Origin of the sequence: Amycolatopsis alba DSM 44262 (assembly GCF_000384215.1) — a bacterium.
GTDB lineage: Bacteria > Actinomycetota > Actinomycetes > Mycobacteriales > Pseudonocardiaceae > Amycolatopsis > Amycolatopsis alba.
This window is the reverse complement of sequence record NZ_KB913032.1, coordinates 4,716,013-4,742,454: the sequence shown is the minus strand read 5'-3', so window position 1 is coordinate 4,742,454 and position 26,442 is coordinate 4,716,013. Positions and strand designations below refer to the sequence as shown.

30 protein-coding genes are annotated in these 26,442 nt (G+C 68.0%); 20 read left to right on the top strand and 10 right to left on the bottom strand.

Going from position 1 to position 26,442, the window contains the following annotated elements:
- Positions 1 to 36: 36 nt before the first annotated feature.
- A complete protein-coding gene (locus tag AMYAL_RS0122775; RefSeq protein WP_209447245.1) occupies positions 37 to 1,152 on the top strand; it encodes a C40 family peptidase in 1,116 nt (371 codons plus the stop codon).
- A gap of 94 nt (positions 1,153 to 1,246) precedes the next feature.
- Here the strand turns inward: AMYAL_RS0122775 and AMYAL_RS0122770 are convergent, their stop codons facing one another.
- Positions 1,247 to 2,074: an alpha/beta fold hydrolase gene (locus tag AMYAL_RS0122770; protein WP_020633573.1), complete on the bottom strand. Its 828-nt coding sequence runs from the start codon at positions 2,072 to 2,074 to the stop codon at positions 1,247 to 1,249.
- A gap of 27 nt (positions 2,075 to 2,101) precedes the next feature.
- On the opposite strand from AMYAL_RS0122770, the gene AMYAL_RS0122765 reads away from it, so the two are divergent.
- The 5 genes from AMYAL_RS0122765 (at position 2,102) to AMYAL_RS0122745 (ending at position 4,640) form a co-directional block, all read left to right on the top strand.
- Complete coding sequence (locus AMYAL_RS0122765) at positions 2,102 to 2,497, top strand: nitroreductase/quinone reductase family protein (protein ID WP_020633572.1); 396 nt, start codon at positions 2,102 to 2,104, stop codon at positions 2,495 to 2,497.
- 41 nt (positions 2,498 to 2,538) lie between these two features.
- Positions 2,539 to 2,934 (top strand): MerR family transcriptional regulator, encoded by a 396-nt coding sequence (locus AMYAL_RS0122760; protein ID WP_020633571.1) that lies wholly within the window; start codon positions 2,539 to 2,541, stop codon positions 2,932 to 2,934.
- Positions 2,935 to 3,270, top strand: coding sequence for a thioredoxin (gene trxA / locus AMYAL_RS0122755; protein WP_020633570.1), 336 nt, complete (start codon positions 2,935 to 2,937; stop codon positions 3,268 to 3,270). It begins immediately after the preceding gene.
- 257 nt (positions 3,271 to 3,527) lie between these two features.
- On the top strand, positions 3,528 to 4,151 hold the full coding sequence (locus AMYAL_RS0122750) for a LysE/ArgO family amino acid transporter (RefSeq protein ID WP_020633569.1): 624 nt from the start codon (positions 3,528 to 3,530) through the stop codon (positions 4,149 to 4,151).
- 54 nt (positions 4,152 to 4,205) lie between these two features.
- Positions 4,206 to 4,640, top strand: coding sequence for a VOC family protein (locus AMYAL_RS0122745; protein ID WP_020633568.1), 435 nt, complete (start codon positions 4,206 to 4,208; stop codon positions 4,638 to 4,640).
- On the opposite strand, the gene AMYAL_RS0122740 is transcribed toward AMYAL_RS0122745, so the two are convergent.
- The 5 genes from AMYAL_RS0122740 to AMYAL_RS0122720 form a co-directional block, all read right to left on the bottom strand.
- A complete protein-coding gene (locus tag AMYAL_RS0122740) occupies positions 4,637 to 6,391 on the bottom strand; it encodes a S9 family peptidase (protein WP_020633567.1) in 1,755 nt (584 codons plus the stop codon). The two genes, AMYAL_RS0122745 and AMYAL_RS0122740, sit on opposite strands and share 4 nt — an antisense overlap.
- Before the next feature lie 4 nt (positions 6,392 to 6,395).
- The gene (locus AMYAL_RS0122735; protein WP_020633566.1) at positions 6,396 to 6,836 is read right to left on the bottom strand and encodes an SRPBCC domain-containing protein; all 441 of its coding nucleotides are present in this window, start codon (positions 6,834 to 6,836) and stop codon (positions 6,396 to 6,398) included.
- Positions 6,833 to 7,150 (bottom strand): ArsR/SmtB family transcription factor, encoded by a 318-nt coding sequence (locus AMYAL_RS0122730; RefSeq protein ID WP_020633565.1) that lies wholly within the window; start codon positions 7,148 to 7,150, stop codon positions 6,833 to 6,835. Before AMYAL_RS0122730 ends, AMYAL_RS0122735 begins: the two co-directional genes overlap by 4 nt.
- Positions 7,151 to 7,217: 67 nt before the next feature.
- The gene (locus AMYAL_RS0122725; protein WP_020633564.1) at positions 7,218 to 7,916 is read right to left on the bottom strand and encodes a lysoplasmalogenase family protein; all 699 of its coding nucleotides are present in this window, start codon (positions 7,914 to 7,916) and stop codon (positions 7,218 to 7,220) included.
- A 61-nt stretch (positions 7,917 to 7,977) separates the two neighbouring features.
- On the bottom strand, positions 7,978 to 8,988 hold the full coding sequence (locus AMYAL_RS0122720) for a GlxA family transcriptional regulator (protein WP_020633563.1): 1,011 nt from the start codon (positions 8,986 to 8,988) through the stop codon (positions 7,978 to 7,980).
- 43 nt (positions 8,989 to 9,031) lie between these two features.
- Here AMYAL_RS0122720 and AMYAL_RS0122715 point away from each other — a divergent pair, with 43 nt between their 5' ends.
- Positions 9,032 to 9,799, top strand: coding sequence for an NAD(P)H-dependent oxidoreductase (locus tag AMYAL_RS0122715; RefSeq protein ID WP_020633562.1), 768 nt, complete (start codon positions 9,032 to 9,034; stop codon positions 9,797 to 9,799).
- Positions 9,800 to 9,803: 4 nt separating this feature from the next.
- On the opposite strand, the gene AMYAL_RS0122710 is transcribed toward AMYAL_RS0122715, so the two are convergent.
- Positions 9,804 to 10,373, bottom strand: a complete 570-nt coding sequence (locus tag AMYAL_RS0122710) for a flavodoxin family protein (RefSeq protein ID WP_020633561.1) — start codon at positions 10,371 to 10,373, stop codon at positions 9,804 to 9,806.
- A gap of 98 nt (positions 10,374 to 10,471) precedes the next feature.
- Here AMYAL_RS0122710 and AMYAL_RS0122705 point away from each other — a divergent pair, with 98 nt between their 5' ends.
- The 9 genes from AMYAL_RS0122705 to AMYAL_RS0122665 all read left to right on the top strand — a co-directional run bounded on the left by AMYAL_RS0122705 (position 10,472) and on the right by AMYAL_RS0122665 (position 17,427).
- Positions 10,472 to 10,885, top strand: a complete 414-nt coding sequence (locus tag AMYAL_RS0122705; RefSeq protein ID WP_020633560.1) for a MarR family winged helix-turn-helix transcriptional regulator — start codon at positions 10,472 to 10,474, stop codon at positions 10,883 to 10,885.
- Between the two features lie 52 nt (positions 10,886 to 10,937).
- The gene (locus tag AMYAL_RS0122700; protein ID WP_026467350.1) at positions 10,938 to 11,756 is read left to right on the top strand and encodes an SRPBCC family protein; all 819 of its coding nucleotides are present in this window, start codon (positions 10,938 to 10,940) and stop codon (positions 11,754 to 11,756) included.
- Between the two features lie 68 nt (positions 11,757 to 11,824).
- A complete protein-coding gene (locus AMYAL_RS0122695; RefSeq protein ID WP_020633558.1) occupies positions 11,825 to 12,976 on the top strand; it encodes a sensor histidine kinase in 1,152 nt (383 codons plus the stop codon).
- Positions 12,973 to 13,635 carry a response regulator gene (locus AMYAL_RS0122690; RefSeq protein WP_020633557.1) on the top strand — a complete coding sequence of 221 codons (663 nt, stop codon included), beginning with the start codon at positions 12,973 to 12,975 and terminating at the stop codon, positions 13,633 to 13,635. Before AMYAL_RS0122695 ends, AMYAL_RS0122690 begins: the two co-directional genes overlap by 4 nt.
- A gap of 264 nt (positions 13,636 to 13,899) precedes the next feature.
- Positions 13,900 to 15,537, top strand: a complete 1,638-nt coding sequence (locus AMYAL_RS0122685) for an acyl-CoA carboxylase subunit beta (protein ID WP_020633556.1) — start codon at positions 13,900 to 13,902, stop codon at positions 15,535 to 15,537.
- On the top strand, positions 15,534 to 15,752 hold the full coding sequence (locus AMYAL_RS0122680) for an acyl-CoA carboxylase subunit epsilon (protein WP_020633555.1): 219 nt from the start codon (positions 15,534 to 15,536) through the stop codon (positions 15,750 to 15,752). Before AMYAL_RS0122685 ends, AMYAL_RS0122680 begins: the two co-directional genes overlap by 4 nt.
- 120 nt (positions 15,753 to 15,872) lie before the next feature.
- Positions 15,873 to 16,706: a helix-turn-helix domain-containing protein gene (locus AMYAL_RS0122675; RefSeq protein ID WP_026467349.1), complete on the top strand. Its 834-nt coding sequence runs from the start codon at positions 15,873 to 15,875 to the stop codon at positions 16,704 to 16,706.
- Positions 16,707 to 16,903: 197 nt separating this feature from the next.
- On the top strand, positions 16,904 to 17,110 hold the full coding sequence (locus AMYAL_RS0122670; RefSeq protein ID WP_020633553.1) for a DUF397 domain-containing protein: 207 nt from the start codon (positions 16,904 to 16,906) through the stop codon (positions 17,108 to 17,110).
- Positions 17,107 to 17,427, top strand: coding sequence for a hypothetical protein (locus tag AMYAL_RS0122665; protein WP_020633552.1), 321 nt, complete (start codon positions 17,107 to 17,109; stop codon positions 17,425 to 17,427). Before AMYAL_RS0122670 ends, AMYAL_RS0122665 begins: the two co-directional genes overlap by 4 nt.
- Here AMYAL_RS0122665 and AMYAL_RS0122660 read toward each other — a convergent pair.
- Positions 17,424 to 18,803 carry a serine hydrolase domain-containing protein gene (locus AMYAL_RS0122660; protein WP_020633551.1) on the bottom strand — a complete coding sequence of 460 codons (1,380 nt, stop codon included), beginning with the start codon at positions 18,801 to 18,803 and terminating at the stop codon, positions 17,424 to 17,426. The genes AMYAL_RS0122665 and AMYAL_RS0122660 overlap by 4 nt on opposite strands.
- A 161-nt stretch (positions 18,804 to 18,964) precedes the next feature.
- Here AMYAL_RS0122660 and AMYAL_RS0122655 point away from each other — a divergent pair, with 161 nt between their 5' ends.
- Positions 18,965 to 19,591, top strand: a complete 627-nt coding sequence (locus tag AMYAL_RS0122655; RefSeq protein ID WP_020633550.1) for a PadR family transcriptional regulator — start codon at positions 18,965 to 18,967, stop codon at positions 19,589 to 19,591.
- Complete coding sequence (locus AMYAL_RS0122650) at positions 19,572 to 21,185, top strand: DHA2 family efflux MFS transporter permease subunit (RefSeq protein WP_084702142.1); 1,614 nt, start codon at positions 19,572 to 19,574, stop codon at positions 21,183 to 21,185. The genes AMYAL_RS0122655 and AMYAL_RS0122650 overlap by 20 nt, the downstream gene beginning before the upstream one ends.
- A 299-nt stretch (positions 21,186 to 21,484) precedes the next feature.
- Here the strand turns inward: AMYAL_RS0122650 and AMYAL_RS0122645 are convergent, their stop codons facing one another.
- A complete protein-coding gene (locus tag AMYAL_RS0122645) occupies positions 21,485 to 23,290 on the bottom strand; it encodes a glycoside hydrolase family 3 protein (RefSeq protein WP_020633548.1) in 1,806 nt (601 codons plus the stop codon).
- Between the two features lie 166 nt (positions 23,291 to 23,456).
- On the opposite strand from AMYAL_RS0122645, the gene AMYAL_RS0122640 reads away from it, so the two are divergent.
- Both AMYAL_RS0122640 and AMYAL_RS0122635 read left to right on the top strand, forming a co-directional pair.
- Entirely contained in the window at positions 23,457 to 24,086 is a 630-nt protein-coding gene (locus AMYAL_RS0122640; RefSeq protein ID WP_026467348.1) for a Maf family protein, read from the top strand.
- Between the two features lie 99 nt (positions 24,087 to 24,185).
- Complete coding sequence (locus AMYAL_RS0122635) at positions 24,186 to 25,544, top strand: dicarboxylate/amino acid:cation symporter (protein ID WP_020633546.1); 1,359 nt, start codon at positions 24,186 to 24,188, stop codon at positions 25,542 to 25,544.
- Between the two features lie 161 nt (positions 25,545 to 25,705).
- Here AMYAL_RS0122635 and AMYAL_RS0122630 read toward each other — a convergent pair whose 3' ends face one another.
- Entirely contained in the window at positions 25,706 to 26,389 is a 684-nt protein-coding gene (locus tag AMYAL_RS0122630) for a hypothetical protein (protein ID WP_020633545.1), read from the bottom strand.
- Positions 26,390 to 26,442: the final 53 nt, after the last annotated feature.

The following is a 26,442-nucleotide window of genomic DNA, read 5'->3' as shown; positions in this document are numbered from 1 at the left end:
CGTTACGCAGAGGTGGTCTCAAATAACCTGGACGGCGTGACCGAGCCCGAGCCTGCCCCGAGCGCCTCCCCTGCCGCCCCGAAGAAGTCGTGGGCGCACGGCGTGGCGATGCGCGGCCTGGTGGCCCTCCCGCTGGTCGCGGGGCTCGCGACGGCGGGCTGGCTGCTGGCGGGCGGCAACGATCCGGCGCCCGCCGACGGGAACCAGCCGGTGCCGGTCCCTGCCGCCAAACAGGATCCGGCCACCGTGGGCGGCGGCGCCGGTCCGTCGGTCCTCGAAGTCAGCGCCCCGGTCAAGGCACAGGAGACCCCCAAGGGCGTCCGGCCGCTCGAAGAGTGGGCCACGAAACTCGCCGGGCCGCTCGACATCCCCGCGAAGTCGCTCATCGGTTACGCGAACGGCGAGCTGGCGCTGCGCGGCGAGCAGCCGAACTGTCACCTTTCCTGGGTCACCCTGGCCGGGATCGGCGCGGCGAGCTCGAACCACGGCCGCGGCGGCGACAATCCGCTCGGGCTTTCGGCTCAGCAGTGGAAGAAGCACGGCGCGTCGATCCCCGGCATCGCGAAGCCCGCGCTGGCCGATCCCGACTCCGCCTCGGTCGCCGCCGGTCGCGCCCTGTGCGCCTCCGGGGCCGACCTCGGCGGCGGCAACGGCTGGTGGAAGACGATCGCCGGCTACCAGGGCGGCAAGGGCAACGAGGCCGAGCTGTTCCGCCAGCGCGTCCTGGGCAACTCCCAGCTGTACGCGACCCTGTCCCTGGACCCCGCGCGGAGCGCGAGCCCCGCGGTGAAGGCGACCCGGTTCGCCCTCGGCCAGCTGGGACTCCCGTACGTGTGGGGCGGCAACGGGCCCGAAGCGGGCGCGGCGGGCTTCGACTGCTCCGGGCTGACGAAGGCGTCCTACGACGAGGCCGGGGTCGCGCTCCCGCGCACCGCGGACAGCCAGTTCCGCGCGCTGCTGCAGGTCCCCGGCGAGCCGAAGCTGGGCGATCTCGTGTTCTACGGGAACCCGGCGACGCGGATCCATCACGTCGGGCTGTACCTCGGGAACGGCCTGATGATCAACGCGCCCACCGAGGGCCAGGCGATCCAGATCCACACGTACCACTCGAAGGGCGACGACTACACCGGCGCAGGCCGCCCCTCTGCCTGATCCCCGCCTGATTTCCGCCTGATTTCCGGTGTCCCGAGCGCCACGCTTGAGACGTTGAGCGTCCCGTGCGTGGCGCTCGGGGCACCGGCGCAGGTCACAAGCGGTCGGCCAGCCAGTCGAGGGCGGCTACCGCGTGGCGCAGGACCGAGATGTGCCCGTCTTCGGGAAAGACGCGCAGTTCGGCCGTGGCGCACTGCCGGGCGAGCCACTCCCCGTGCCCGACGGGCGCGATCCGGTCGGCGCCGCCGTGCACGAGCAAGACCGGCGCCTTGACGTCGGACGGCTGGAATCCCCAAGGTGCGACATACGCGAGATCGTCGTCGATCAGCGCGCCGGGGCCGCCTTCGATCGCGGGGCCGACGACGTCGAGGAGCCACTTCCAGTCACCCGCCAAGGCCGCGTGATCCGACGGGGTGAACATCTCCGCGTCGTACTCGGCCGCCGCCTCGTGGCGTTCCTTCTCTTCCCGTCCCGCCAAAGCCGCCGACAGCGAGCCGACTCCGGCCGCGCTCATGCCCGCGAACCAGTCCCAGCTGTCGGAGTACGGAGCCATACTCGCGACGCCGACCATCGCCGAAACCCGCTTCGGCAGCAGAGCCGCGCACGCGAACGCGTGTGGTCCGCCGCCGGAATGCCCGAAGACCGCGAACTGCTCGATGCCCAGGGCGTCGGCGACCTTCTCGACGTCTGACGCCGCCGACGCGACATCCCGGCCGGGGCGCGGGGACGAACCGCCGTAACCGGGCCGGTCGTAGGAGACCCACCTCAGTCCCAGCCGTTCCGCGGCCGGGAACAGCGGTGCCGGCGGGGCGCCGACGTTCGGGGTCCCGTGATGCCAGATGACCACCGGACCGGTGCCGCCGGTGTCGTAGGCGTGCAGTGTGGTCCCGTCCCCCAGGTCCACGTCGGACTCGTTCACCATTTGCCGAGCGTAGGGCACCCTGGACCCATGTCGCGCTATCACGAGATCAAGCACCGGGTGGCCACGACCTTCCAGCGGCACGTCGGCAACCCGATCCTCGGCCGGTTGCCGAACCAACCGCTCCTCGAGACCACCGGCCGCAAGTCCGGGGTCCCCCGGCAAACGCCGATCGGTGGCCGCCGGGTGGGCCGCGAGTTCTGGATCGTCTCGGAGTTCGGCGAGAAGTCGCAGTACGTCCGCAACATCCACGCCGATCCGCGCGTCCGGCTCCGGCTGAAAGGCCGGTGGCACACCGGCACGGCGCACGTCCTCCCGGACGACGACCCCCGCGCCCGGCTGAAGGCACTGCCCAGGTTCAACAGCGCCGCCGTGCAGGCGATCGGCACGGACCTCCTCACCATCCGGATCGATCTCGACGACTGAGCTTTGCCTTGACGCCAAGGTCAAGGTTTACGCTCGGAACCATGCGGATCGGCGAACTCGCCGCGCGGACCGGGACCACCACGCGCGCGCTGCGTTTCTATGAGTCACAAGGGCTTCTCGACGCACGGCGCGCGTCGAACGGGTACCGGGAGTACGACGAGGACGACTACCGCCTGGTGAACGAGATCCTGACCCTGCAAGCGGTCGGGCTCAGCCTGGAGGACACCAGGCCGTTCGTGGAGTGCCTGCGCGCCGGTCACGAGACCGGCGACTCCTGTGCCGATTCGATCGAGGTCTACCAACGCAAACTCGCCGAGGTGGACGCCTGTCTCGCCAGGCTCAACGACGCGCGGGACAACCTGCTCGCCAAGCTGGCCGGCGCGTTGAAAACGCCGCCGGGACCGTGCGTCGTCGTGCCGCGAACCGAGGAGACCTGAATGTCCCTTTCCACCGTCACCGACGAAACCTTCCAGGAACTCGTCCTGGACCAGGACAAGCCCGTCCTGGTGGACTTCTGGGCGCAGTGGTGCCCGCCTTGCCACATGATCGTGCCGGTGCTGGCCGAGATCGCCGAAGAGCGCGCTGACACGCTGATCATCCGCAAGCTCAACTCCGACGAAAACCCGCTCACGGCGAGGAACTACCAGGTCATGTCCCTGCCGACGCTGATCCTCTTCCGGAACGGCAGTCCTGTGTGGACAACCGTCGGTGCCCGGCCGAAGGCCCGGCTACTGGCCGATCTGGACGCAGTTCTGCAAACAGCCGACGCGTGACTCACGTGATTGAGCACGTGACTCGCGTGATCAGAGACGGAACACGGGTGTGCGGCGTCTGAGCACGCGAGTTCCGGCTCTGATCACGCGAGTCCGGGGTTCGAGCACGCGATAATTGTGTTGCGCGCGGGGCCGTCCGTTCGCATCCTTCTGCACATGACATCGACCCTCGCCTTCCTGCCGTCACCCACCGTCGTCCGACGGGTGCGGGTGCAGCAGCAGAAGACGTCCTGGCGGAGGCCGACACCAGTCCGACCGTGAGCGCCGCGCTCGTCGCGGGCCTGCTCGCCGGCTATGGCATCGCCATTCCGGTGGGCGCGGTCGGCACCTATCTCGTGGTGCTGACGGCTCGCGCAGGACTCAAGATCGGCGCGTACGCCGCGTTGGGCGTCGCTACGGCGGATGGCCTCTACGCCCTGGTCGCGGTGCTCGGGGGCAGCGGCCTCGTCCGGGTCATCCAACCGATCGCCGAACCGTTGCGCTGGGTTTCGGTCGCGGTACTTCTCGTGCTGGCCATCCACATAGGAATCACCGGGGTAAGGAATTTCCGCGATTCGGCGAAACCCGAGGCGGCCGAGCCTGCCGCGATCGGACCGTTGAAGGCCTACGCGAGCCTGCTCGGGATCACGCTGCTCAACCCGACGACGGTCATCTACTTCACCGCGCTCGTGCTCGGCAGTGAGGACATGGCCGCTGCGACCACACCGGAACACGTGGTCTTCGTGCTCGCGGCGTTCGCAGCCTCGGCCAGCTGGCAACTGCTCCTCGCGGGCGGCGGCGCGGTGCTGGGCAAGGCGTTGACCGGACGTCGTGGACGGCTGGCGACCGCGCTCACGTCCAGCGCGCTCATCGCCGGGCTCGGCATCCGCCTGATCTGGTGACGCCGAAAAGAATCGAGGACCGTGGCTGTCCGCATCGGTTGCGAAGCTGTGCCCATGACCGAAACCCAGGAACGCCTCGCTTCTCTCCACTCCTACCTCGCCTACCGCGACGCCGCGAAGGCGCTCCGCTGGCTCGAACGCGCCTTCGGCTTCGAAACCGTCATGGAATACCCGGACGACAAGGGCCTGATCCAGCATTCGGAACTGCGGCTCGGCGGAGCCTCCATCATCGTGTTCAGCGCGGAGGAGGACTACGACCGCGCGACCCGCAAGGGGGAAACGGTCGGCCACGGCCTCTACGTCGGTCTTCCGACGCAAGAGGCCGTGGACGCCGTTTTCGCCTCCGCCATCGAGGCCGGTACGACGCCGGTCTGGAAGCCGGAGAAGACCGAATGGGGCAACTACCGCTGCCGCGTCGACGATCTCGAAGGCTACGAATGGACTTTCGGCACGCACATCCCCGGACAGCCGCAGACCGAGTGGAGCTAAAGCAAACGCGCGAACCACTCGTGCATGCGGCGAAGCAGATCCAGCTGGTTTTCCCGCTTGCGGAACGAATGCCCTTCGCCGGGGTAGACGACGAGGTCGTGTTCGACGCCGAAGTGCCGTAGCGCACGGTGGAAGTATTCCGCCTGGGACAACGGGACGTTCGTGTCGTCCGCACCGTGCGCGATCAGCACGGGGGTCTCGATCTTCGACGCGTAGGAGATCGGGCTCAGCCGATCGTGCCGGTGCGGGCCTTCCCCTTCCCAGCCGGTACTTCCGCCGAGGATGGCATCGTACGGACCGAATTCGCCGGTCCCGGCGAGCATCCCCCAGTCGCAGATCCCGGCCACCATCAGGGCCGCCTTGAACCGGCTGGTCTGCCCGACCGCCCAGGCCGTCATGAACCCGCCGTGACTCCCGCCCGCGATCCCCAGCCGGTCCGGATCGGCGACCCCTTCGGCGACAAGGAGGTCGATCCCGGTTTCGATGTCCCTCCATTCTTCGAGGCCGACCCGTCCGGCGACCGCAGCGGCGAACTCGTGGCCATGCCCTTGTCCCCCACGGGGATTCGGCAGGAAGACGGCGTGCCCCGCCGACGCCAGCCATTGCGCGGACGGGAACCAGCCGAGCCGGAACCCGTCCGCGTGCCGGTCGTACGGTCCGCCGTGCGGGATCGTGATCAGGGAGAAAGGTCCGTCTTCCCGCGTCTTCCCCGGCGGGAGGACGAGGAGACCGTCCAGGGTGAGGCCATCGAAAGCCTGGTAGGACAAACGTTCCTGCGATCCCCAGGTGATCCCGGCGAACTCCGGCACCAGGTCACCGACTCGTGTCAAAGCTCCACCCAAAGGTCCACTGTGGATGTTCTTCGGATGATGGGCGGTGCTCCGCACGATGGCCACGATCTCGCCGTTCGAAGCGAGCGCGTCCGCTTGACCGCGCCAGAGCGAAACCTCGCCGGACCCGAGCCGATACAGGGCGGTGTCGAGCCCGACGGCGACGAGCATCAGCGGAGCGCCGGAATCGACCTGCGCGAGCCTGATCGGGCAAGCCGATTCCGGTGTCAGGTTCCGATGCTCCCCCGTTTCCACGGGAACGTCGAAAACCCTCCGGCCACCCACCTTCTCCGGTGTCGCGAGATACGCGACGTGCCAGCTGTCGCCATCCCGCCACCAGACCGGGTTCTCGGCCTCGAACGAGGTCTTCCCGAGATCTCGCCGTTCCCCGGTTTCCAGGTCCAGCAAGGAAAGCCGGGGTTCGAGCCCGCCGGGGTCGAGTTCGGGCGTCCGCCAGGTGAGGACGGCGAGCGCCTCTTCGTCCTGACGACCTGCGAACTCGACCACGTGGTCTTCGATCAGTGTGGTGATTTCGCCGGTCTTCGGGTCGAAGCTCCGCAGCCGCGCCGGGCGGACGCTTTCGCTCCAGACCCAGATGTCCGTGACCGGCGTCTCGTCCTCGGCGATGAACACGATCCGGTCGCGCATCGGGACGAACGCGGTGATCTCACTCTCCCAGGCGAACAGCGGTCCGTCCACCGTGTGGACCTTGCCGTCCCGCAGGAAGTAGAGGGATTCCGACGACCATTTCGGCGAAGTTCCCTCGGCCAGCTTCCGAGGCTCTCCACCGCTGTCCGCGAGCCAGATCTCGGGGGCGCCTTTGGCGACAGCCTCGACCTGGTACGCGATCCGGTGTCCATCCGGGGACAGCGCGGGTTCCGACGGGACACGGTGGTCGACGATCAGCTCAGCGGTCAGCATGTTTTCATACTGCCGAAAAAACCTTTCCCAGGTTGTCGAGCCAGGTTCCGGTGCCCTGTTCCCGCCAGCTCGGTTCTTCCTGCCCGTCAAGGAAAGTGCCCTGTTCGATCAGCGTCAGCCGGGTGCCGTCGCCTTCGGCTTCGAGCAGCACCGTCGTGACCGACACGGTCGCGAGGACGTCGTTCGCGGAGAGCGTCCCCGAGTAGACGATCCGCTCGTTCTCGGCGATGTCCTCGTAGCGCGCGTCGAAGACCATCCCCTTTCCGTCATCGGGAGGACCGCTGGTGACCTCCCGGCCGCCGACGCGAAAGTCCAGGGAGTGCCCACCGCCGGGCACGGTGAACCAGCCGGCTTTCGCGGCGGGGTCGGCCCAGGCCGCGAAAACGCGCTCCGGCGACACGGGGTAGACGCGTTCGAGGGTGAAAGTGGCGTGCTTGACGGTCATGACCGTTTCCCTTCGTCGGTGTTCAGAAAGCCACCAAGACGGTCGAGCCGGTGTTCCCAGCCGGTGCGCTGCCCGCCGAGCCAGTCCTCGGCCATCCGCAGGCCGTCCGGTTCGAGATGACAGGTCCGCACGCGGCCCGCCTTCTCCGACCGGACGAGCCCGCAGGCTTCGAGCACCTGGAGGTGCTGCATCACGGCGGGCAGCGACATCGACAACGGCTGAGCGAGCTCCCCCACCGAGGCGGGGCCCCATGTGAGGCGCTCGATCATCTCGCGGCGCGTCCCGTCGGACAGCGCCTTGAACACCTGATCCATCCGTTGGTTAGGCACATGCTTAACTATGCGCCCACGCAGAGCAATAGTCAAGTAAGTCCTTAACTTTCTAGTCTTCCGCTGTCATGCCTTCGACGAGCAGCCACTGCGAGGCGAGGTACGAAGTCAGCACGAAAGTCTCGAGATTGGCCCGCACTCGCTCGCTGGTGACGAAGTTGCGACGGATCAGGATCGCCAGGTCCGACGCGGAGAACAGCAGCGCGCCCGCGGCGATCCAGGTCCGGCGGTCCCCCGACGGGACCACCATGCCGCCCGAGACCTTGGCCTTCGGCGCCAAGACCGGGTCTGCCGCGAGGGTCGACGTCGTACTCAGCAGACCTCCGTAGGCCGAAAGCACCGAAGACACCGGAGACGGCTTCGGCAGTGCCATCGCCACCGCGGCGGCCGCCCACGCTCCGAGCCGGGGCGGCGCGGTCGCGGCCCGCGGACGAGCACCGCGACGCCACAGCAGCACGGAGTACAGCACCTGCATCGCGCCGAACGACGTCGCGCCCTTGATCAGCTCGCCGTCCTCGTCGGACCTGCCCATGAAGTGGTCGCCCGCCCCGGCCGCGACCAGTGCGGCGACGAGCAGGCCCTTCTCTCCCGGCGCGAGCCCTCGCGCACGCGCGACCCTGGCCGCGAGCACCGGCACGGCGGCGGGTTTGGCCACCAGCTGCAGTTTCCGATTGCCCGTCCTGGCGGAATACACCGTGCCGATCGCGGCGGCGCCGAACAACACTCGTTCGGCGAACTTGAGGGCCTTCACTGACCACCTCCGGAACTTATTTCTGGGTAAGTTACCAGGAGGTCAGCACTCGGGTCGTCTCCTAGACGGCCTCGCGGAACGTATTCCGGTACGCGCTCGGCGAGACCCCCAAGGCCGCTTGCAGGTGCTGACGCAGTGACGCGGCGGTGCCGAAACCAGCCTCGGCGGCGACCTTGTCCACCGGCAGATCGGTCTCTTCGAGCAGCTGACGGGCCCGTTCGATCCGCTGCTGGGTCAGCCATTGCAATGCCGAGATCCCGACCTCGTCGCGGAACCGCCGGGTGAACGTCCTCGTGCTCATCGCCTCTTTCGCCGCGAGCTCGCGCAAAGTCAGCGGCCGGTCGAGGTTCTCCAGCGCCCAGGTCCGCGCGGTCGCCGTCGACGAGGACTGCGGTTCCGGCACCGGACGCCGGATGAACTGCGCCTGCCCGCCCTCCCGGTGCGGCGAGACGACCGTTCCCCGCGCGACCTCGTTCGCGACGGCGGCACCGTGGTCGCAGCGGATCATGTGCAGGCAGAGATCGATACCGGACGCGACACCCGCCGCGGTCAACACGTTCCCGTCGTCGGTGTAGAGCACATTGGGATCGAGGGCGACCTTCGGGAACTTCGCCTGGAAGTCCAGTGCCGAGCGCCAGTGCGTGGTCGCCTTCCGGCCGTCGAGCAGGCCGGCGGCGGCGAGCACGAAGGCACCCGTGCAGATCGACGCGATCCTGGCGTCCGGCCGGATCAGCTCCAAGGCCCTCGCGAGCGGTTCGGTGAGGTCCTGCCCGGTCGGCTCGTACTCGGTGGACGACGCCGGGATGACGACGGTGTCGGCCTCGGCCAGGACTTCCGGACCGGCCGGGACCGAGATGGTGACATCGGCGTCGGTCCGGATCTGCCCTGGCTCCGGTGTGCAGGTGACGACTTCGTAGAGCCGCTCGCCGTCGGCCGCTTTGGCCGTGCCGAACAGCCGGGTGACGATGCCCAGCTCCATCACCAGCATCCCGTGCCGGACCAGCACGGCGACCCGGTGACGACCGGGGTGCACGAAAGAGCCCATGGCTTGATTCTTGCACATGTTGGCCATCGGGCCACTCGCGCCGACTATCCGGCCACGAGACGGTGAGGAGATGAACGTGCTGTGGATCTTCGCCCACCCTGAACCCCGTTCCCTCGGCGGCTCGCTGCGCGACGAAGGCGTGCACACCCTCCGCGAGCGAGGCGACGAAGTCCGGGAATCCGACCTGTACGCGATGAAGTGGAACCCCGTCGTCGACGCCGACGACTTCGGCTCGGCCGCCGAAAGCGATCGGCTGATCGTCGGCTCGACGTCGAAGAACGCCTTCCGGACCGGCGAACTCAGCGCCGACATCCGCGCCGAACAGGAAAAGCTGGCGTGGGCTGACGCTGTGATCGTCCAGTTCCCTTTGTGGTGGTACGGAATGCCCGCCATCCTCAAGGGCTGGTTCGACCGTGTCTTCGTCAAGGGATTCGCGTACGGCGTTCAGCGGCCCGACGGCCGGACAGCCCGCTACGGCGAAGGCGCCCTGGCCGGAAAACGCGCCATGGTCGTGCTGACCGCGGGCGCACCGGAAGCCACCATCGGACCGCGTGGCGTGAACGGCGAAATCAACGACCTCCTTTTCCCTCTGCAGCACGGAACACTGTGGTACGCGGGGATGTCCGTCCTTCCCCCGCTGACGATCTGCGGCGCCGACCGCGTCTCCGCCGAGGAGTACGTCGCCGCCGCGGAAGCACTACGGGAGCGCCTGCGGACACTGTCCACTCAGGACCCGATCCCGTTCCGCCACCAGAACGGCGGCGACTACGACGACAGCCTGGTCCTGCGCGACGAACTCGCGCCCGGCCGGAGCGGCATCGGCGTGCACATCCTCTGAACTGCTAGGCGCGCACGAGGTCCGCCCCGGTGAAGAAGGTCTCGGCCGCCTTGAGCGCTCCCTCGTCGAGCAGGACGTCACCAGGGCGGCTCCCATTGCCGAGCAAGTGCCCACCCCACCGCATTCCGAGATATCCGGCGGTTTTGCGCAGCGTTCCGATCAGCGGTTCCGCCTGCTCCGGCGCCTCGGCGAGCGCGCTCACACCCCACAGGGTCTTGTCCCGCATCCGCCCCTTGAAATCCAGTTCCGGCTGATCCAGCCAGCTCGCCCAGTGGTCGAAGTACAGCTTCACGGACGCCGAAACGCTGTACCAGTACACCGGCGACGCGATCACCAGATCCGTGGCCGCCATGGTCGCGTCGAACAGCAACCTTTCGTTTCCGGCAGGCGGGATCAGGTCTTCGCCGTCGTGCTTCCGGTCGACGAAGGGCGTCAACGGAACCTCGGCCGTCCGGATCCACCGCTGCCCGGCGGCACGCGGCAGGGCCTTCGCCGCCCGCCTCGCCAGGATCTCCGTGTTGCCACCGGCCCGTGCACTGCCGACCAGGAACAAAAAGCTGCGTTCGTCGCTCATGGCGACCCCCTCCGAATCGTCGCAAAGTACATGTATGTACAAGCAGATGTTCGCACTGCATGTAAACTGCTGTCAAGCAAGGACCAAGGGAGGTCGCCATGACCGACGAGTCGTCATGGGGTCGCGTCGTCGCGTTGCACGGCCGCATCGAGCAGGAACTCGCGAAAGCACTGCAACGAAGGCACGGGCTCGGCCTGTCCGAGTACCGCGCGCTCGGCAAACTGGCCGCCAACGAGAAGGGCGTCCTGCGCATGCAGGAACTCGCCGAGGCGATCGGCCTCAACCAGAGTTCCGTGAGCCGGATGGTCGCCCGCCTCGACCTCGCCGGACTGACCGAGCGGGATCTCTGCGAGAACGACCGCCGGGGCGTCTATTCATGCATCACGCACGAAGGCCGGAAGCGACACGCCGAGACGGAGCCGACGTATCACGAGGTCCTGAAATCAGCCCTCGACAAGGCGGGGGCCGACCCCGAACTGAAGGCCGCTGTGTCGGCACTTCGCGGCGTTTGACCCAATATCACTTTGCGGTTATATTCCCCTGGAGGCACATTAGGAGGTAACCGTGCACCCTCGCGCCCGGTTGGAAACCACCGGAGAACGTCCCGCGCTGCGGATCGAACGCCGTCTCGCGCACCGCCCGGAACGCGTCTGGCGGGCCGTCACCGAGCCTTCGGAGCTCGCGAAGTGGTTCCCCGCGGCCGTCACCGTCGATCTGCGACCGGGCGGAACCATCGAGTTCACCTTCGAGGGCGAAGAGACCCCGACAGCGGGCAAGGTCCTCGAAGCCGACAAGCCTCGCGTGTTCGCGTTCAGCTGGAACGACGACGTGTTGCGCTGGGAGATCAGCCCGGAAGGTGACGGCAGCCGTCTGCTGTTCACGCATACGTTCGGCCGGGGCGAACCCGCCATCGCCAGGATCGCGGCGGGCCGCACCGCCGCCGGCTGGGACAGCTGCCTTGTCGCGCTCACCGCCCTGCTCGACGGCGAAGAGTACGAACGGCCGAAGGACTGGGCCGGCCCCATCGAGGCCTACGTCGAGGAGTTCGGGCTCGCGGACGGCGAAGTACTGGAAACCGGCGACGGCACCGTGATCCGCTTCCGCCGCGACCTGGTCTGGAAACCCCTTGACGAGGCCTGGGCCCTTCTCGCCGCCGAAAAGCCCGTGGGCACGATCATCCGCGAGGAACCCCCGCGGCTGCTGGAGTTCTCCCTGCCGCAAGGCGGCACCGTCCGCTGGGAGTTCACCCATTCCGAACTCGACGGCACCATGGTCGAGCTGACGCAAACCGTCCCGGACGGACACGAAGACGTCGTTCCCGAGGCGCTGCGAAGCTGGCGCGAGAAGCTGAAGGAGTTCTTCGCGGCGGCGCACGAAAGCTGATCTCCACCCAGGGGATGACCTCCACCGGATGGACGCGGAGACGCCGCGAGTCCGGTTAGGTTCGCCGTATGAAACAGCCGTCGGCGCTCCCCCGCCGGATCGCGAACACGATCGACGCGCTCCTCGCGCTGGTACTCGTCGTGGCCGTCGGCGGGAACCTCGGCGCGGGGACCTGGATGTTCATCGTCGCCCTCCCGATGTGGCTCGCCTGGGCGACGGTCGCCGCCAGCGGCATCGCGATCGCGCTGCGCCGTCACCGGCCCCTGGTCGCCTACGGACTCGGCCTCGGCAGCTTGATCCCGGCCCTGCTCGCAGGCAACGGGCTGGGCCCGGCCGCGCTCCTGGCCACCGGATGCGCCCTCTACACCGTCGCGCTGGAACATCCGCGGACCCGTTCGCTGATCGCGATGGGCCTGGGCCTGGTCGTCGTCATGATCTTCGAGCTCCTGCGGCTCGGGCCGAACACGATCGCGTCGACGGCCTTCGCGGGCGGCGGGGTGGCCGGCTCGTGGGCGCTGGGCTGGATGACGCGGCAACGGCGCGCGAATCTGGCCCAGCTCGCCGAAACCCAGGCCGATCAGGCGGTTTCCGACGAACGGCTGCGCATCGCCCGCGAAATGCACGACGTGGTCGCGCACAGCATGAGCCTGATCGCGGTCAAGGCGGCCGTCGGCAACCACGTCGCGAAGGAACAGCCCGAAGAAGCGCGCGAAGCGTTGCGGGTCATCGAGCTCACCAGCCGCGAAACCCTCGTCGAACTCCGGCGGATGCTCGGCGTCCTCCGGTCCGGTGACGGCACGCCCGAGGCCGCGCTCGGCCCCGCGCCGAAACTCGCCGACCTGCGCACCCTGGCCGAACGCGCCGGGCAGGCCGGGGTGCGCGTCGAGCTGACCGGAGAGGTGGTGGACGACCTTCCCGAAGGTGTCGCGCTTTCCGTCTACCGCATCACCCAGGAGGCGGTGACCAACGTCGTGAAGCACGCGGGGCCGTCGGCCTGCCGGATCACGATCTCCGAAGGCCCCGGCGAGGTCAGCGTCGAGATCGTCGACGACGGCCGCGGCGAAGGCTCGCCCGCGAGCGTCGGCGGCCACGGTTTGATCGGCATGCGCGAACGTGTCGCGGTCTACGGTGGTGACTTCGAAGCGGGCTCGCTGCCCGCCGGGGGATTCCGGGTGTACGCGCGGCTGCCGTACGCCGCCAAGGAAGTGGGGACACGATGATCCGCGTACTGATCGCCGACGACCAGGCGTTGCTGCGTGGCAGTTTCCGCGTGCTCGTCGACAGCGCGCCAGACCTCGAAGTCGTCGGTGAGGCGGGCGATGGCGCGGAGGCGGCGGCGATGGCCGAAAAGGAGCGCCCCGACGTCGTGCTGATGGACGTCCGCATGCCGGAACTGGACGGGATCGAGGCGACCCGGCGGATCTGCGCGTCGGCCGCCACCGAAGGCGTCCACGTGCTGATCCTGACGACCTTCGATCTCGACGCCTACGTTTACTCGGCGCTGCGCGCGGGCGCGAGCGGATTCCTGCTGAAGGACACCCCGCCCGCCGAGCTGCTGACCGCGATCCGCGTCGTCGCGGCGGGCGAAGGGCTGCTTGCCCCTTCGATCACGCGAAGGCTCATCGCCGAGTTCGCCCGGCTGCCCGAACCCGGCCAGCGCGTCGCGGCCTCGCTCGACAACATCACCACGCGCGAACGCGAGGTCCTGAGCCTGATCGCGCGCGGCCTCTCGAACGACGAGATCGCCGGGACCCTGCACCTCGGGCTGGCGACGGTGAAGACGCACATCGGCCATCTGCTGCACAAGCTCGCCGCACGGGACAGGGCGCAGCTGGTGATCGCGGCCTACGAGTCCGGCCTGGTCCGCGCCTCCGTCTAGCGCCATGTCCGTCTGGCCACGCGAAAGTAGCGTTTCGGGTTAGCGCCAGCCGTGTCTTAGGTACCTACGGGCGGGGGTTTCGCGTGACCGGTGGGACGACACGCGTGATCAGACGGACGGCACGCGGCGGGACACGACCCGCACCTCGCCCGGTACCCGAGACGCCTCGACCCCGGCATCCGGGCTGGTACACGCTTCCGCCCAGCCGAGGACGTTGCCTACGCCACACGCGAAGTGACCGTCGAGTAGCTAGGCTGCGGTTTCATGAGCAGTGCGACGGAGCCGCTCGGGACGCCGCCCGAGAACGAACCGGACATCCACACCACGGCCGGCAAGCTGGCCGACCTGTACCGCCGGTACGACGAGGCGGTGCACGCGGGTTCCGCGAGGGCGGTGGAGAAACAGCACGCCAAGGGCAAGAAGACCGCTCGTGAGCGGATCGAGCTGCTGCTGGACGAAGGCTCGTTCGTCGAGCTGGACGAGCTGGCGAAGCACCGCTCCGTCAACTTCGGCCAGGAAAAGAACCGGCCCTACGGCGACGGCGTTGTCACCGGCTACGGCACCGTCGACGGCCGCCCGGTGTGCGTGTTCAGCCAGGACGTCACCGTCTTCGGCGGCTCGCTCGGCGAGGTGTACGGCGAAAAGATCGTCAAGGTGATGGACCTGGCGATCAAGACCGGCCGCCCGATCATCGGCATCAACGAGGGCGGTGGCGCGCGGATCCAGGAGGGCGTCGTCTCGCTCGGGCTGTACGGCGAGATCTTCAACCGGAACGTCAAGGCGTCCGGCGTCATCCCGCAGATCTCGCTGATCATGGGCGCCAACGCGGGCGGGCACGTCTACTCCCCCGCGCTGACCGACTTCGTGGTGATGGTCGACAAGACCTCGCACATGTTCATCACCGGCCCGGACGTCGTGAAGACCGTGACCGGCGAGGAGGTCTCCTTCGAGGAACTCGGCGGCGGGCGCACGCACAACACCCGTTCGGGTGTCGCGCACTACCTCGGTTCCGACGACGAAGACGCCATCGCGTACGTCAAGGAACTGCTCTCGTTCCTCCCGGCGAACAACCTGTCCGAAGCGCCGCTGTTCGAGACGGACGCGGCGCCGGGCGGCTTCTTCGACGACGTCACCGAGACCGACCGCGAGCTGGACACGCTGATCCCGGACTCGCCGAACCAGCCGTACGACATGCACGAGGTCATCAACCGCGTCGTCGACGACGGTGACTTCCTCGAGGTGCACGAACTGTTCGCGCCCAACATCCTGGTCGGCTTCGGCCGGGTGGACGGGCGCAGCGTCGGCGTCGTGGCGAACCAGCCGACCCAGTTCGCCGGCTGCCTCGACATCGACGCGTCCGAGAAGGCCGCCCGGTTCGTGCGCACCTGCGACGCGTTCAACATCCCGGTACTGACCTTCGTCGACGTCCCCGGCTTCCTGCCCGGCACCGACCAGGAATGGAACGGCATCATCCGGCGCGGCGCGAAGCTGATCTACGCCTACGCCGAAGCGACCGTCCCGCTCGTCACCGTCATCACCCGCAAGGCCTACGGCGGCGCGTACGACGTCATGGGATCGAAACACCTCGGCGCGGACGTCAACCTGGCCTGGCCGACCGCGCAGGTCGCGGTCATGGGCGCCCAGGGCGCGGCGAACATCGTGCACCGCAAGACCCTCGCCGCGGCGGCCGCCGACGGCAAGGACGTCGACGCGCTGCGCGCGGAGCTCATCCAGGAGTACGAGGACACGCTCCTGAACCCGTACGCGGCAGCCGAGCGCGGCTACGTCGACTCAGTGATCGTGCCCGCGCACACCCGCGGCCACATCGCGAAGGCGCTCTCACTGCTCCAGGGCAAACGGGAAACACTGCCGCCCAAGAAGCACGGGAACATCCCGCTGTGACCGCGCCCGAAACCCCGCTGTTGCGGGTCGTCCGGGGCAATCCGAGCGACGCCGAACTCGCCGCGCTGACCGCCGTCGTCGCGGCGGCGGCGAGCGCGCGGGCACCGGAACCGGCGCCGAAACGGGATTCGTGGTGGGCGGACAAGTCTTCGCTGGTGCGAGCCCCGCTCGCTCCCGGCGAAGGCGCCTGGCGGGCTTCGGCACTTCCTCGCTGAAGCGGCTTCTCCGCGAACAGCGCGGAGAGGGCTTACGCGGGCTATCGTTGCAGATCTGGCAGTCCGGCTCGCCCGGTTTGCCAGGTCTTCGGTATCCGCGATCGCCCCAGAAAGCCGTGCGTGACGAACCAAGACCACCTCTCCGCTGAATTGCGCCGTCTTCGCAAGGCCGCCGGGCTGTCCGGCACCGAGGCGGCGAGTCTCACGAGCCTCAGCCAGTCCAAGGTTTCGCGCGTCGAAACCGGTGCCTTCATGCCGACCGAGGAGCAGGTCGTCGCGCTGTGCCGCGCCTACCGGGCGCCCGCGAAGATCCGGCGGGAACTGGTCGCGATCACACGGGACCTCCGCGAGGAGGCGTCGTCGGCCCGTGTCGTCTTCCAGCGCGGTGCCTGGCGGATGCAGCAGCGCATCGGCAAGATCGAGACGGCGTCCGCCCGCATCCGGAGTTTCCAGCCGACCATCGTCTTCGGCCTGCTCCAGACCCGCGCCTACATCACCGCGCTGTTCGGCGATTCCCTGCCGGACGGCGAACGCGACCAGACGGTCGACGCCCGGCTGGAGCGCCAGCGGATCCTCGACTCGGAGCGCGAGTTCCACTTCGTGGTGACCGAAGGCGCCCTGCGCTGGAACATGGGCGGGGCGGCGACCATGCAGGCCCAGCTCGATCACCTCATCGAGCTGTCGTGCCGCGGCCGGGTGCGCCTGGGCGTGATCCCGTGGACGACGGAGGTGTCGGTCCCCGTTCTCCACGGCTTCGACATCTACGACTCGCGCGCGGTGCTCCTCGGGACCCAGACGGCCACCGCGCTCGTCACGGACGAGCGGGAAGTCGCCGACTACGAAAAGAACTTCACCGAAGTCGAGCGCTACGCCACCTATGGCGACGTCGCCTGCTCTCATCTGGCGCGGATCGCGGCCGACTACCGACAGCTCGCGGTCGCACCACTTCGGTGACCAAAGACCCTTTGCGCTATGCACCCTCAGGGTGCATCGTGAGTAAAGCGGCTGTCGGTGAAGGTCCCTTTTCGTGCGCCGAACGCGATCACTCGAACCGCTTACCGACCAGCGGGAACAGATCACCCGATCTCGCCAACCTTGCTGCGGCGCAACCCGTCTACTTGCCGAAACAGTCACTGGGGAAAGGCCCTCCTATGACCACCTGGCACGAATACATGACCGACTGGCACAAGTCGACCTACACCCACTGGGAAGAGAACGCCTGCGTCGAAATCGGCGCCGCGCCCGGTCTCGTCGGCATCCGGGACACCAAGCAGTGGGCGCTGCCGGACGAGAACCGGCCGATCCTGGTACTCCCGGCCGGATCCTTCACCGCGCTCCTCGATCACCTCGGACGATGAACGACGTCGCCGAGCCGTACATGGTCCACCATCCGCAGGAGATGGCGGGCCAGCTGATCAACGGCAACTGGATCGTCGCGAGGTGGGAGCACCTCGGCGAGGACGAGGACCTGGACCACTGGACCGCCGTCCTGCGCGAGTACTGCGAAGAACTCGACGTCGATCCGTACGTCATCAACATCCCGAGGAAGAGCCTGACGATCGTCTTCAACGGGGCACTCCCCGCGCCGACGTTCGAACAGCTGGAGAATTCGATAGCGGCCATCGAGTACCACCGCTTCCTCGAGCGCGAGATCGGGCCGAGACCGCTGAACTAGGCGTCCTTCGGCGCGGCACGCATCCCGATGTAGACGCAGTCGGTGCCGTTCGACAGCGTCGAGAACACCACAGGCATCCAGTCTTCGCTGAACGACGGCCCGGCCCCTGCCGCGGCGAAGACCGTGTCCGTGACGGGCGTCAGGTCCATGTCCAGCGGCGGCGAGTAGCCCGCCATCCCGCCGACGAACTCGTACGTCAGTTTCAGCTCTTCGGTCACCGTGATGACCACGCCTTCCCGCCGGTAGACACCCGCGAACCGCTTCATGTCCACGACCGGCGGTTCGGCAGGCGGCGCGAAGGCGTCGGGGATCCGGACATCGGCGAGTTCGGCGAGCAGTTCACGGAACAGGGCCGCGTAAAGCTGCCGCGCGCCGCCGCCGTTGGTGACCAGTGCGACGGCGACGCCCGCCGACGGAATCACCCGCAGGTAGGCGTACTGCCCGATGGCCGCGCCGTCGTGGCCGAAGCCGGGCGTGCCGTCCCAGTCGTAGAGGGTCCAGCCGAGCCCCCAGCCGTCCGCGCTGACCGTCCACTTGTCGGGAACGTCCGTCTCGCGGCACTGCATCGCCTCGACCGTTTCCGGCGCCAGGACACGGGTCCCGTCCGGCGCCAGACCGCCGTCGAGGTGCATCCGCGCCAGCCGGACGACGTCGCCCGCGGAAGCGATGACCCGCGCGCCCGGTCCCGCCGATCGCGGCATCAGATCCCACGCGGGCGCCGGTTCCGGATCCTGGCCAGGGTCGCCGAGGTGGCTCATCGCCGCGCGGAAACTCAGTGCCTCTTCGGGCAGGGTCATCGACTGCTTCAGCCCGAGCGGCGCGAAGATCAGCTCCTGCAGCGCCTGATCCCAGGTCAGCCCGGTCACCACCTCGGCGATCCGGCCGAGCACGACGTAGCCGACGCTGCTGTAGGAGACCGCGGTTCCCGGCGGGCAGTCCATCGCGATGCCCTTGCTCGCCTCGACGTAGCGGGCGATGCAGTCGTCACCCCGGCCGGTGTCGAGGGTGAAATCGCAGGTGAGGCCACTGGTGTGGCTCAGCAGCCGCCGAATGGTGATCGCCTTGGTCGCCTCGGGATCGATGGTCTCGAAGTCCGGCAGCACCTCGACGACCGGAGCGTCGAGGTCCAGTTCGCCCGCTTCGGCCAGCCGCATGATCAGGGTGGCGGTGTAGATCTTGGCGATCGAACCGAGCTGGAACACCGAATCGGTCGTCGCGTCGACCCCGGTGCCGCGGTGCAGGACACCGCTCGCGAGCTCGTGGATTTCGCCGCCTGCCAGCACCGCGAGCGCGGCACCCGGAACGTGATGGGCCGCGCGGAGCTCGTCCAGCTTGGCCTGCCAGCGTGCCGCGTCCCAGTTCACCGTGGTCGTCATGGGTTTCCCTCTCGTTCGCGAGTACAACGTTCTCGCCTTGCGCACACTGTACGCATAAGCGATCGATGTGCGCAATCTCGAGAACCACTTGAAGACGATCTTGGTTCTGCCATATATTCCACGCGGAATACTCGACAAGGAATCTTCCGAGAGGAACAGGCGTGGCCACGAAGCTCACCCCGCTCGCGATGGCGGTGCTGGAACTCCTCCACGAGCGAGCCATGCATCCGTACGAAATGGCGCAGCTGATGAAGGAGCGCTACGTCAGCACTCGCGTCAAGGTGAAGGCCGGCTCGCTGTACCACACGGTGGATCGCTTGGTGCAGAACGGTTTCGTCGAGGTCGTCGAGACACAGCGGGACGGGAGGCGGCCCGAACGCACCGTTTACGCGATGACGGAGGCCGGTCGCGACGAGTTCGTCGTGCGCGCACAGAACATGCTGAGCACGCCGGCCGAGGAGTACCCCGAGTTCCTCAGCGCGCTCGCCGTCATCGACGAACTCGGCCCGGAAATGTCGATCATCCAGCTCAAACACCGCGTGCTGCGGCTCCAGGCCTCCTCCGCCGCCGACAAGGTCGTGCTCGACAGCATCGTCAACGAGCAGCACCTGCCCGAGATCTACTGGCTCGACTGGTCCTACGCCTCCGCACGGCGCGCCTTCGAGCTCGAGTGGACCCAAAAACTGATCGAAGACCTGGAATCCGGCCGCGTCCGGTTCCAGGACCACTGCAAGTCACATCTGAACCTGGTCACCGAGGACGACACCGATGAACGCAAGACAAGCTAATCCCTGGGCGGCACTTTCCGCGCTGTGCCTGGGTTTCTTCATGATCCTGCTGGACACCACGATCGTTTCGACGGCGATTCCCGCGATGCTGCGCGAACTCGGCGCCGGATTGAACGCCATCGTCTGGGTGATCAGCGTCTACCTGCTCACCTACGCGGTGCCGATGCTGTTCGCCAGCCGCCTCGGTGACCGCTTCGGCCCGAAGCGCGTCTATCTGGCCGGGCTCGTGGTGTTCACGCTGGCCTCGCTGTGGTGCGGCCTGTCCGGCTCGGTCGAGATGCTCATCGTGGCCCGCGCGGTGCAGGGTCTCGGCGCCGCGTTGATGACGCCCCAGACCTTGGCGTTCATCAGCCACCTGTTCCCGCCGTCGAAGCGCGGCCCGGCGATGGGCCTCTGGAGCGGGGTCGCCGGGATCGCGGCCATCGTCGGGCCGCTGCTCGGCGGCGTGCTCGTCGACCACCTCGGCTGGGAATGGATCTTCTTCGTCAACCTGCCGGTCGGCGTGGTCGCGATCGCGCTGGCGCTGCTCAAGGTGCCGGACTGGCAGCCGAAGCACTCGCATTCCTTCGACGTACCGGGAATCCTGTTGTCCGGCGCGGGACTGTTCTGCATCGTCTACGGCGTCCAAAATGGACAGCACTACGACTGGGGCCGCGTGTTCGGGCCGATCACCGTGTTCGAGATCATCGGCTTCGGTGTCGCCCTGCTGGTCGCCTTCGTGGTGTGGCAACGATTCAACCGCAAGGAACCGCTTCTGCCGCTGAACGTCTTCGGGAACCGCAACTTCTCGGCCGGGACGCTGACCTCGGTCACCGTCGGTTTCGCGATGACCGGCATGTTCCTGCCGCTGGTGATCTACATCCAGGCCGTGCTCGGCGAGACACCGACGATGTCCGGGCTGCTGTTCGCGCCGATGTCGCTGCTGGCAGGCATGATCGGCCCGTTCGTCGGGCGCGCTTCGGACAAGGTCAACGGCAAGGTCCTGCTGATCATCGGGCTGACCGCGCTGGCGGCGGGGATGGCGCTGGTGGCTCTGATCGCCCGCGCGGACGCCAACGCGTGGGCGCTCACCCCGGCGCTGCTGGTGGCGGGCGCCGGTATCGGGTTCATCTTCGCGCCGATGGGCAACCTGGCGATGAGCTCGGTCGAACCGCGGCTCATCGGGACCGCGTCGGGCATCTTCAACACCGCCCGCCAGGTCGGCGGGGTGCTCGGCAGTGCCGCCGTCGGCGTGCTGCTGCAGGCGCGGATCAGCGCTTCGATCGCCGACGAGGCGGCGATCGCCGCGAACGCGTTGCCGGAGCAGTACCGGGCGCCGTTCGCGGAAGGTATCGCGAAGGCCGCGGAATCGACCGGCGAGTTCGGTTCGTCCGGCCCCGCGACGTTGCCCGGCCTGCCTTCCGGCGTCGCCGAGCAGGCTCAGCGGCTGGCGCTCGAAGCCGTCCACAATGGACTGACCGACGCGGCTCGGGTGACGCTGCTGCTTCCGGCGGCGGTGCTGCTGCTGGGTGTGCTGGCCGCGCTGACCATGCGGCGCCCGGTTCCGCGGGCTCACCACTCCCCGGCTCCCGAGCCAGCCCCCAGCGCCGCCTGACCTCAGGGCCTCGTGAGTGATAAGGACGGTTAGGGCCAAGGGTGTCTTAGGTACCTGCTGTGGTGCGCGGGTGGCGGTGTCGTGTGTCCAGCGGGACGACACGCGTGACGGGATGGACGACACGTGTGTCTGGCGGGACGACTCGCGAGTCGTCCGTTGGCTCACGCGTGTCGTCCGTTCAATCACGCGTGTCGTCCGGGCAATCACGTGAGACGGCCAGTCTCGCATCGGGGTCGTGAGCGGTCAGGACGGTTAGAACCGTCCTTATCAGTCACGAGCTCCGCAGGAGGGGCGGAGTCTTACCGGCGGTACCGCAGGCCGTAGCCGTACGGGTACAACGCCTTCTTGCCGTCACCGACGTTCACCGGCTCCTGCGCCGCACTGGACGGCCAGCTGAACGTCAGCTTCCCGGTCGGGTTGTAGTCGCCGTAAAGGACATCGGCGACACCGGCGCCTTCGCTACCAGGGAGCCAGGCGGCGACGAGCCCGTTGAACCGCGGCAGCTGCGAAGCGATGTCGAGCGGGCGTCCCGACACGGTCACCGCGACGACCGGGACACCGGAGCTCTTCAGCTTGGCGATCGTGGCGAGGTCTTCCGCGTCGAGCCCGAAACCGTTCGGACGGTCTCCCTGCCCTTCGGCGTACGGCGTTTCGCCCACCACGGCGACCGCGACCCGGTAGCTCCTGTCGATTCCGTTACCCGCACGGTCATAGGTCACCGTGGTTCCCTTCCCGGCACCCGATTTCAGGCCGTCGAGGATGGTCGTGCCGGGGATGACCGGGCCGCTCTGGCCCTGCCAGGTGAGCGTCCAGCCGCCCGCCTGGTTGCCGATGTCGTTCGCGTTCTTGCCCGCGACGAAGATCTTGTTGTCCTTCTTCGCCAGTGGCAGCACACCGTCGTTCTTCAGCAGCACCTGGGATTCGCGGACGGCCTGCCGGGCCAGTTCGCGATGTTCCTTGCTGCCGAACGTCTTCTGGAGCGAGCGGTCGGTGTACGGATGCTCGAACAGGCCGAGCTTGAACTTCTCCGCCAGGATGCGGCGGTTCGCGTCGTCGATCCGGTCGCGCGAGACACGGCCGGCCTCGACCTCGGCCTTCAGGTAGGCGATGAACTGCGGCGCGTCCCACGGGACCATGAACATGTCGATACCCGCGTTGACCGAGAGCCGCACCTCCTCGGGGGTGAAGCCTTCCTTGCCGTCGATCTGGTTGATCGCGTTGTAGTCCGAGATCACCAGGCCCCGAAACCGCAGTTCCTTCTTGAGGACGTCGGTGATCAGGTACCGCTGGGCGTGCATGCGCACCCCCTGGAAGCTGGAGAACGAGATCATCACCGAGCCGACGCCGCGGTCGATCGCCTCGCGGAACGGCGGCAGGTGGATCTGGCGCAGTTCGCGTTCGCTGATCTCGGTGTTGCCCTGGTCGACGCCGTTCGTCGTGCCTCCGTCGCCGACGTAGTGCTTCGCCGTCGCGAGCACCGAGCCGGGCTTCTCCCCCAGTTCGCGCCCCTGAAGACCGGTGATGGCCGACGCGTTGGCGATGGCGTCGCGCGGGGATTCGCCGAAGGATTCGTAGGTCCGGCCCCAGCGGTCGTCGCGGGCGACGCACAGGCACGGCGAAAAGTCCCACTGCGGACCGGTTCCGGCGACTTCCAGCGCCGTCGCGCGGCCGATCTTCTCGACCAGGCGCGGATTGTTGGCGGCACCGAGACCGATGTTGTGCGGGAAGATCGTCGCGCCGTAGACGTTGTTGTGGCCGTGCACGGCGTCGACGCCGTAGAGCGTGGGAATGCCGAGCGGCGTCGAAACCGCCGCCTTCTGGTACGAGTCGACCATGTCGGCCCAGCCGGTCGGCGTATTGCTGGCGGGCACCGAGCCACCGCCGGACAACAGGGACCCCAGTCTGAGCGCGGCGGCCTGGTCGGGGGTGACAGCGCCGCGTTCGGCCTGCGTCATCTGGCCGATCTTGTCGTCGAGGCTCATCCGCTTGAGCAGGTCGTTCACCCGCGCGGACGTCGAAGCGTGAGGATTCTTGTACAGCGGCCCTGGAGCGGCCGACGCCATCGGCGCGAGGGCCGAACCGGCCACGAGCAGGCCTGCGAGCACTGTGGTTTGCGTCGTGCGAAGTGATCTTCTGACGCGGAGGCGGGGCGACATTGGTTCCTCCGTAGCTCGAACAATCCATATGTTGCGCGCCACAACAAACTAACCGCACGGTCGGGTGTTCCAGGTCACAATCGGGCAACGGAGGGCCGTCGAGTACCTTCCGGAGGTGCGTTTCGTCCTCGCGTCCCAGTCCCCCGCCCGCCTCGGCGTCCTGCGTTCCGCAGGCTTCGATCCGAGCGTCGTCGTCTCCGGCGTCGACGAGGACGCGGTAGCCGCGTCCCTGACCGATCCGGCCCCCGTCGAACTGGTCCGCGCGCTCGCCGTCGCGAAGGCCGAAGCCGTCTACGAGACGCTCGCCGGAACGCACGCCGACATGGTCATCGTGGGCTGCGACTCGATGCTGTCGATCAACGGCGAGATGGTCGGGAAGCCGATCACGCCGGAGGTGGCGCGCGAGCGCTGGGCGTCGATGGCGGGCAAAACCGGTGAACTTCTCACCGGGCACTCGATCATCCGCGTCGAGAACGGCGAGAGGACGAAGGAAGCGTCCGGGACCGAGGGCACCACTGTTCGCTTCGGCACACCGTCACACGAAGAGATCGAGGCGTACATCGCCTCCGGCGAGCCGCTTCAGGTCGCCGGCGCCTTCACTCTGGACGGTCTCGGTGGCTGGTTCATCGAGGGGATCGACGGCGACTTCTCGAGCGTCATCGGGATCAGCCTGCCGCTGACCCGGCGCCTGCTGACCGAGATCGGCGTGAGTGTCGTCGATCTCTGGACCCGTCCCGCATCCTGAGACAGCTCCCACACGATCGGGTGATCCGGAAGAGTCCCGCCTTGTCGAACGTTCTTCACGTTCGGCTAACAGGAAACTTTCACGCACCGGAGTCGCCCCGTGTCTTTCATTCGGACCTACACCAGGCCAAAAGTCTTCGCGGTGGCAGTCCTCGGCTCGCTCGTCGTGGGTGCCCTTCTCGGCGTCCTCGCCAGGAGCACCGACGCGAGCTGGCTGACCGAACTGCTCGCCCAGATCGGCTCGATCTTCACGACGCTGCTGCAGATCGCGGTGATCCCGCTGGTCTTCACGGCGATCGTGGTCGGCATCAGCAGCCTGCGCAACCTCGGCGGCGGCAAGAAGGCCGCGCGGCTGGGCGGCAAGACCGTGCTGTGGTTCGCGATCACCTCGTTCATCGCGTCGCTGATCGGCATCGCCGTCGCGAAGCTGTTCAACCCCGGCAGCGGCGGCCTCGGCGAAGGCGTCGCCGCGACCGCGAAGAACACGGACAAGGCAGCCAAGGCCACCTGGGGATCGTGGAGCGACTTCATCAACGGGTTGCTGCCGAAGAACTTCCTCACCGCCTTCACCGAGGGCGAGACGCTTCAGGTGCTGTTCCTGGCCGTCCTGATCGGCGCGGCCGCCTACAGCCTCGGTGACAAGGCGAAGCCGTTCGTCGACTTCACGAGCAGCGTCTTCGAGATCATCCAGCGCTACCTCGGCTGGATCGTGCGCCTGGCCCCGATCGGCATCATCGGCCTGATCGGCAAGGCCGTGTCGACCTACGGTGACTCGCTGTTCAAGCCGCTGTTCACCGCCACTCTCGCGGTGTACGTGGGCTGCTTCCTGGTGCTTCTGGTGGTCTACCCGATCCTGCTGCAGTTCGTGGCGAAGGTCAGCCCGCTGAAGTTCTTCTCCAAGGCGGGCACCGCGATCCAGTTCGCGTTCGCGTCGTCCTCCTCGGGCGCGACCCTGCCGCTGACCCGCCAGGCCGCGGTGAACCTGGGCGTCCAGCCCGGCTACGCGGGCTTCGCAACTCCGCTGGCCAGCGCCACGAAGATGGACGGCTGCGCGGCGGTGTTCCCGGCGATCGGGGCGATCTTCATCGCGAACCTCTCCGGTGTTTCGCTGAACTTCTGGCAGTACGTCGGGATCGTCGCGGCCGCGGTGTTCGGCGCGCTGGCGACCGCGGGCGTCACCGGCTGGCTGGCCGCGCTGACCCTGACCGCGTCGGTCATCGGGCTCGACCCGGCGCAGGTCGCGCTCGGGATCGCGCTGATCTACTCGGTCAACCCGATCATGGACATGATCCGGACCGCGACCAACGTCGCGGGCCAGATCGTCGTGCCGGTCGTCGTCGCCCGCAGCGAAGGCCTTCTGGACGACGACGTGCTCAACTCGCCGACGGACCCTTCGCCCACCGACAACGGCGAAGCGGCCACCACCCCTGAAAAGGAACCGGCCACCGCTGGCGCCTGACGGTTCTTCTTGAGGTCCGTGAAGGCCTCCTTCCCTACCTTCAGGGTAGGGAAGGAGGCCTTCACGGCGTTCTGACCTCGCGCGGGCGGCAGGAGAGCAAGGGACCTTTGCTCACGTTAGTTAGCGTGCTAAGCAACGTGAGCAAAGGTCCCTTGCTTCCCTCAGGGGCAGGCGCGCAGGTCCGCCTTCGTGAGCCGCACGTCCGGCCAGCCCCTCAGCTCCGACGGCGCGGTGTACCGGCGCGTGCAGCCCACCGACCCGCGGCCGACGTCATAGACCTCCGCGAGCACCGGCGCCGCCTGGCACCGGGCCGATCCGGATTGCGCGCCGGGGCATTCGTGCCGCACGACGATGACGTCCGCGACCCCGTCGGCGGTCACGTCGGCCAGTGCGACCGTCCCCGCGTCCGAGAAGTACGGCTTCCCGGTGTCCCGCCAGATCCCGCCGCGCGCGACGAACAGTTCGCCCGCCGAGCCTCCCCCGGTTTCACCGCGCACCAGACAGACCGGAGTCGCACCGTCGACGCAGCGCAAAGAATCGCCCTTGAGGGTGACCCCCATGTCGTTGATCATCAGCGGGATCACCGTGTCCGCCCCGATCTTGACCGTGCCCTGCTTCCCCGCTTCGTCGGCCAGCAGCACGACGGGCAGCCCGCCGACGGTCATCGCCCCGATCTCCCGGCAGGCCGAGTGGCCGCAGTTGACTCCGGGCGAGGCGGGAACGGTTTCGGTGACCGGGTATCCACCAGGCGCTCCCGACGGCGTCGGGGCACTCGGGCGGAGCAGGACGACGGCCACGATCACACCCGCCGTCACCACCACCGCCAGCAGCGCGGTGAACAGCACGGATCGCGGCGCCCGCGCTTCCTGAGTCCGCATATCCGAGAGCGTAAGTGATC

What these genes read in the sequence shown, in the direction of transcription:
- AMYAL_RS0122660 (WP_020633551.1), bottom strand. Translation starts at nt 18,803, where the DNA reads ATGACGACCACGGTGAACTGGGACGCGGCACGCTGGCAGGCCAAGCTG.
- AMYAL_RS0122710 (WP_020633561.1), bottom strand. Translation starts at nt 10,373, where the DNA reads ATGAGCGACGAACGCAGCTTTTTGTTCCTGGTCGGCAGTGCACGGGCC.
- AMYAL_RS0122765 (WP_020633572.1), top strand. Translation starts at nt 2,102, where the DNA reads ATGTCGCGCTATCACGAGATCAAGCACCGGGTGGCCACGACCTTCCAG.
- AMYAL_RS0122695 (WP_020633558.1), top strand. Translation starts at nt 11,825, where the DNA reads ATGAAACAGCCGTCGGCGCTCCCCCGCCGGATCGCGAACACGATCGAC.
- trxA (WP_020633570.1), top strand. Translation starts at nt 2,935, where the DNA reads ATGTCCCTTTCCACCGTCACCGACGAAACCTTCCAGGAACTCGTCCTG.
- AMYAL_RS0122740 (WP_020633567.1), bottom strand. Translation starts at nt 6,391, where the DNA reads ATGCTGACCGCTGAGCTGATCGTCGACCACCGTGTCCCGTCGGAACCC.
- AMYAL_RS0122670 (WP_020633553.1), top strand. Translation starts at nt 16,904, where the DNA reads ATGACCACCTGGCACGAATACATGACCGACTGGCACAAGTCGACCTAC.
- AMYAL_RS0122730 (WP_020633565.1), bottom strand. Translation starts at nt 7,150, where the DNA reads ATGGATCAGGTGTTCAAGGCGCTGTCCGACGGGACGCGCCGCGAGATG.
- AMYAL_RS0122735 (WP_020633566.1), bottom strand. Translation starts at nt 6,836, where the DNA reads ATGACCGTCAAGCACGCCACTTTCACCCTCGAACGCGTCTACCCCGTG.
- AMYAL_RS0122720 (WP_020633563.1), bottom strand. Translation starts at nt 8,988, where the DNA reads ATGGCCAACATGTGCAAGAATCAAGCCATGGGCTCTTTCGTGCACCCC.
- AMYAL_RS0122715 (WP_020633562.1), top strand. Translation starts at nt 9,032, where the DNA reads ATGAACGTGCTGTGGATCTTCGCCCACCCTGAACCCCGTTCCCTCGGC.
- AMYAL_RS0122745 (WP_020633568.1), top strand. Translation starts at nt 4,206, where the DNA reads ATGACCGAAACCCAGGAACGCCTCGCTTCTCTCCACTCCTACCTCGCC.
- AMYAL_RS0122690 (WP_020633557.1), top strand. Translation starts at nt 12,973, where the DNA reads ATGATCCGCGTACTGATCGCCGACGACCAGGCGTTGCTGCGTGGCAGT.
- AMYAL_RS0122650 (WP_084702142.1), top strand. Translation starts at nt 19,572, where the DNA reads ATGAACGCAAGACAAGCTAATCCCTGGGCGGCACTTTCCGCGCTGTGC.
- AMYAL_RS0122770 (WP_020633573.1), bottom strand. Translation starts at nt 2,074, where the DNA reads ATGGTGAACGAGTCCGACGTGGACCTGGGGGACGGGACCACACTGCAC.
- AMYAL_RS0122705 (WP_020633560.1), top strand. Translation starts at nt 10,472, where the DNA reads ATGACCGACGAGTCGTCATGGGGTCGCGTCGTCGCGTTGCACGGCCGC.
- AMYAL_RS0122665 (WP_020633552.1), top strand. Translation starts at nt 17,107, where the DNA reads ATGAACGACGTCGCCGAGCCGTACATGGTCCACCATCCGCAGGAGATG.
- AMYAL_RS0122760 (WP_020633571.1), top strand. Translation starts at nt 2,539, where the DNA reads ATGCGGATCGGCGAACTCGCCGCGCGGACCGGGACCACCACGCGCGCG.
- AMYAL_RS0122685 (WP_020633556.1), top strand. Translation starts at nt 13,900, where the DNA reads ATGAGCAGTGCGACGGAGCCGCTCGGGACGCCGCCCGAGAACGAACCG.